The organism is Azospirillum sp. UFLA03-27 (genome assembly GCF_059803775.1).
Map to the genome: position 1 here is coordinate 1 of NZ_JAUQTX010000416.1, position 3,394 is coordinate 3,394.

A 3,394-nucleotide genomic window follows, 5' to 3' on the forward strand; every position below is an offset into this window, starting at 1 on the left:
ACTCGCGTATAATCGTCGGCAGCGTCAGATGTGTATAAGAGACCGCCCCCGCTTGCGCGTGGGTCCCTCCCCCCCCCGCTGCGCAGGGGAGGGCCAGGTTTCCCCTCCCCGGCGCAGCGGGGGAGGGTCAGGGTGGGGGCCCGTCTCGGACACTCCCCACCACACCCAAACAAAAAAGGGGCGCCCCAGCGAGCGCCCCTTTCTCATGTCCCGGAACCCCTTACCGCGAGGCGCGGTTCGCGGCGCTGACCAGGGCGCGCAGCGAGGCGGTCACGATGTCCGCGTCCATGCCGACGCCGAACAGGGTGCGCTCGTCTTTGGTCTTCACCTCCACATAGGCGCAGGCCTGGGCGTCCTCGCCCTCGCCGACGGCGTGCTCGCGGTAGTCCACCACATGCAGGTCGATGCCGGTGCCCTGGCGCAGCGCGTCCAGGAAGGCGTCGATCGGACCCTTGCCCGAGCCCTTCAGCGTGCTGACCACCCCGTCGCGCGACACCACCACGTTCAGCACGCGGGCGCCGGAGTTCGGGCCGCGCGGCTCGGTCGAATGCTCAATCAGGGCCAGCGGGGCGTCGACGTCCAGATACTCGGCCTTGAAGGCGTTGTGGATGTCGGCGGGGGCCAGTTCCTTGCCGGTCTCGTCGGCGATGCGCTGCACCGTCTTGGAGAACTCGATCTGCAGGCGGCGCGGGATCTGGATGCCGTAATCCTTCTCCAGCACATAGGCGATGCCGCCCTTGCCCGACTGGCTGTTGATGCGGATCACCGCCTCGTAGCTGCGGCCCAGGTCCTGCGGGTCGATGGGCAGGTACGGGACCTCCCAGGTGCCGTGGTTGGACTTGGCCAGCGCCTTCAGCCCCTTGTTGATGGCGTCCTGGTGCGAGCCGGAGAAGGCGGTGAAGACCAACTCGCCGGCGTAGGGGTGGCGCGGATGGACGGGCAGCTGCGTGCAGTATTCGGCGACGCGGACGATCTCGTTGATGTCGTCGATGCGCAGCTCCGGATCGACGCCCTGGGTCAGCAGGTTCAGCGCCAGCGTGATGACGTCCACGTTGCCGGTGCGCTCGCCGTTGCCGAACAGCGTGCCTTCCACGCGGTCGGCGCCGGCCAGCATGCCCAGCTCCGCCGCCGCGACGCCGGTGCCGCGGTCGTTGTGCGGGTGCAGCGAGATGATCGCCGCGTCGCGGTTCTTCATGTTGCGGCAGAACCACTCGATCTGGTCGGCGTGGATGTTCGGGGTGGACATCTCCACCGTCGCCGGCAGGTTCAGGATGACCTTGTTGGCGGCGTCGGCGCCCCAGGTCTCCATCACCGCCTCGCAGATTTCCAGGGCGAACTCCAGCTCGGTCCCGGTGAAGCTCTCCGGCGAATATTGCAGGACGATCTCGGTCTCCGGATGCTCGGCGGCCAGCTGCTTTATCAGCTTGGTGCCGGCGACGGCGATGTCGACGATGCCCTGGCGGTCCAGCCCGAAGACGACGCGGCGCTGCAACTCGGAGGTCGAGTTGTACAGGTGGACGATGGCGCGCTTGGCGCCCTTGATGCCCTCGAAGGTGCGGCGGATCAGCTCCTCACGGGCCTGGGTCAGCACCTGGATGGTCACGCCGTCGGGGATCTTGCCGCCCTCGATGATCTCGCGGCAGAAGTCGAAGTCGGTCTGCGAGGCGGCGGGGAAGCCGATCTCGATCTCCTTGAAGCCCATCTTCAGCAGCGCGTCGAACATCGCGCGCTTGCGGTCCGGACCCATCGGTTCGATCAGCGCCTGGTTGCCGTCGCGCAGGTCCACCGAGCACCAGACCGGCGCCTTCTCGATGGTCCGGTTCGGCCACTGGCGGTCGGTCAGCTTCACCGGGGCGAAGGGGACGTACTTCTCGTGCTTGGCAGCAGAGGTCGCAGACGTGGCGGCGGCGGGGGTGGCGATGTGGTTCATGACGCTTCGTGATCCCTTGGGAGCCCCGGTTTCGCGGCGGGGCGTTGTCTCGTGTCGTGTGGGGACCGGCGGGACTACGGTCGCCGAGCTGCCGGGCGGCTCAGCGACCGTTCCTAAGTCGCAGCCCCGGCCCCAGCCGGGAGACACGCTTCGCCCCGCAAGGGCGCGTGCAATAGGTGCTCATGGGAAAACAGACACTTCGACCAGGGAACAGGGCAGACGAACGCAGACGACCCGGACGCTCAGAGCGCCGGGGTGATAAGTCGCAGAAGGGCGTTCGTGTGGTCGATGCGGATCATGGGCCACACTCTGCGCAGGCAGGCTTGCTCTGTCAAGCCACGATTCCATGAAATCTTCTTTCGCAGAATGGGGCTTTACGTGAAGAACAGGCGGTAGAGGACCGGCAGCAGGATGGCCGTCGCCAGCCCGTTCAGCCCCATCCCCAGCCCGGCGAAGGCCCCCGCCACCTCGTTCACCTGGAGCGCGCGGGCGGTGCCGATGCCGTGGGCGGCCACCCCCATGCCGAAGCCGCGCGCCCTCCAGTCCTTCACCCGGACGAGGTTCAGCACCCAGGTGCCGAAGGACGCGGCGATGATCCCGGTCAGGATCACGAAGACCGCGGTGAGGGAGGGTAGGCCGCCGATCTGCTCCGACACGCCCATGGCGATGGGGGAGGTCACCGACTTCGGCGCCAGCGACAGCATGGTCCGCTCCGACGCGCCCAGCGCCCAGGCGATGGCGACGGCGCTCAGCGCCGACGCGGCGGACCCGGTCAGCAGGGCGACCAGCAGCGCCACGGCGGAGCGCCGGACCTGCTGGAACTGGCGGTAGAGCGGGACCGCCAGAGCCACCGTGGCGGGGCCGAGCAGGAAATGCACGAACTGCGCGCCGTCGAAATAGGTGCGGTAGTCGATCCCCGCCACCATCAGCGTCGCGGCGATCAGCAGCACCGCGATCATCACCGGGTTCAGGACGGGCCGCCGCCCGAACCGCTCGAACACCCACATTCCCGCCTGATAGGCGGCCAGCGTCAGGGTCAGGCCGGCAAGCGGGCTGGCCGACAGATAGACCCAGATCTCGTGGAAATCGGGGCTCATGACGCGTTCTCCCCACTGTCGGTTTCCCCATTGCCGGTCTCGGCGTCGGGGCCGCGGCGGCTCAGCACGCTCATCACCCAGGCGGTCAGCGCGACTCCGATCAGCGTGCTGCCCAGCAGGGCGGCGGCGATGGGCAGGGCCTCCGCCTCCAGGCGGTTCAGGTGCGCCATCACCCCGACGCCCGCCGGAACGAAGAGAAGCGACAAGTGGCGCAGGATGCCGCCCGCCGTCTCTTGCAGCGGCTCCGGCACGCCGCCGCGGACCAGCAGGCCGACGAACAGCAGGACCATGCCCAGCACCGGCCCCGGCACGGGCAGATGCAGCAGGCGGGCGGTCAGTTCCCCTGCCAGCTGGCAGGAGAGAAGAA

General features: G+C 68.5%; 3 protein-coding genes. All 3 read right to left on the reverse strand.

The window, feature by feature from the left end; translation table 11 throughout:
* Window positions 1–220 precede the first annotated feature (220 nt).
* Window positions 221–1,930 carry a 2-isopropylmalate synthase gene (gene leuA, locus Q4I23_RS31685; RefSeq protein WP_498528858.1) on the reverse strand — a complete coding sequence of 570 codons (1,710 nt, stop codon included), beginning with the start codon at window positions 1,928–1,930 and terminating at the stop codon, window positions 221–223.
* 374 nt (window positions 1,931–2,304) lie between these two features.
* The gene (locus Q4I23_RS31690) at window positions 2,305–3,027 is read right to left on the reverse strand and encodes an LrgB family protein (protein WP_498528859.1); all 723 of its coding nucleotides are present in this window, start codon (window positions 3,025–3,027) and stop codon (window positions 2,305–2,307) included.
* On the reverse strand, window positions 3,024–3,394 hold a 371-nt coding region (locus Q4I23_RS31695), incomplete at its 5' end, for a CidA/LrgA family protein (RefSeq protein ID WP_498528860.1). The genes Q4I23_RS31695 and Q4I23_RS31690, both read right to left, overlap by 4 nt.

Coding starts and splice junctions, on each gene's coding strand:
- leuA (WP_498528858.1), bottom strand. CDS start 1,930: ATGAACCACATCGCCACCCCCGCCGCCGCCACGTCTGCGACCTCTGCT.
- Q4I23_RS31690 (WP_498528859.1), bottom strand. CDS start 3,027: ATGAGCCCCGATTTCCACGAGATCTGGGTCTATCTGTCGGCCAGCCCG.